The sequence below is a fragment of the Paenibacillus sp. AR247 genome, from assembly GCF_002968895.1.
GTDB classification, from domain to species: domain Bacteria; phylum Bacillota; class Bacilli; order Paenibacillales; family Paenibacillaceae; genus Paenibacillus_AQ; species Paenibacillus_AQ favisporus.
On record NZ_PCZT01000009.1, the window covers coordinates 2,226,508 to 2,227,799 of the forward strand.

Genomic DNA, 1,292 nt, shown 5'->3' on the forward strand with positions numbered 1-1,292 from the left:
TATGTCGTCATCATCAACGCATTCAAATCAAGGGATGAATTTAACAGCAGCAGCTCGATGTCGCTGCCCCATAACTTTTTGAATTTCGAAAACTTCAAGGTCGTGTTCGAGCGCGGCGGCCTGCTCAGCGGGTTCGGCAACATTCTGATCATTATCGTCGTCTCGCTCGCGCTGAACATTTTGTTCGGCACGATGGTCGCCTATGTCCTGGGCCGGTTCGATTTTAAACTGAAACCGATCGTGTTCGGAGCTTATCTTGTCGCTACCATCATCCCAAGCATCACGACGCAGGTTGCCACATTCGGGATTATCAAAAGCCTCGGGCTTTACAACACGATGGGTGCCCCGATCGTCCTGTACATCGGAGCCGACGTTATCCAGATCATTCTATACCTGCAGTTCATCCGCAACATCCCTTATGACCTGGACGAAAGCGCCATGGTGGAAGGCGCATCCCTGTTCAAAATTTACCGTTCGATCATTTTCCCGCTGCTGACGCCAGCCACGGCGACGCTCATTATTCTGAAAACGATCAGCATTTATAACGATATGTACATCCCCTATTTATACATGCCAAAGCAGAGCCTCGGCGTCGTCACCACTGTATTGATGCGGTTCCAGGGCGTCAACACGGCCGATTGGAACCTCATCTGCGCCGCGATTCTGGTCATCCTTTTGCCTACGGTCATATTGTACTTTTTCCTGCAGCGTTATATCTTTGAAGGAGTAACCAGCGGAGCGGTTAAATAAGACAAGCATCAGGGAGTGGACTATCGGTTATGAGTACTGCAATCGGCCGCATCATACGCAGGGGATGGCTCTTTCTGGCCAATCTGTCATTGGAGAAAAAGCTGATTCTCGTATTTGTCTTTCTGTTATCGCTGCCCATCACTTATGTCAGCTACCTGTCGGCAAGGTCCACGTTCAATTCCGTGCTGCAGAACGCCACCAACAACGCGGGACAGATGGCCGACAACGCCTCCGATACGATCGACCGGTACGTGGACGACCTGAAACGCTACACAGCGCTTCCCCTGTATAACAAGGACGTGCAGTACTATCTCGGACAGGAACACACCGACTGGTACAAGAACGAGAGCTTGGGCATGTTTCTCAGCTATCTGAGCCATACCAAAAAAGACGTCGTGGCCGTCTACCTCGTTGACCGGTACGATAACATTTTTTATGACAAGAACGGGAACATCAACGATTTGTCGGCCGAAAATCAGCTTCCCGGCTGGAAGAAGCTCTTAAGCGAGGCGGGCGGAGCCCGTCCGATCCTGGAAGGCCGC

1 protein-coding gene and 1 pseudogene are annotated in these 1,292 nt (G+C 51.2%); both read left to right on the top strand.

Going from position 1 to position 1,292, the window contains the following annotated elements; translation table 11 throughout:
- On the top strand, positions 1–750 hold a 750-nt coding region (locus CPT76_RS18935), incomplete at its 5' end, for a carbohydrate ABC transporter permease (protein ID WP_105443929.1).
- Positions 751–779: 29 nt separating this feature from the next.
- Positions 780–1,292: pseudogene (locus CPT76_RS37595) on the top strand (cache domain-containing protein); the annotation flags it as partial.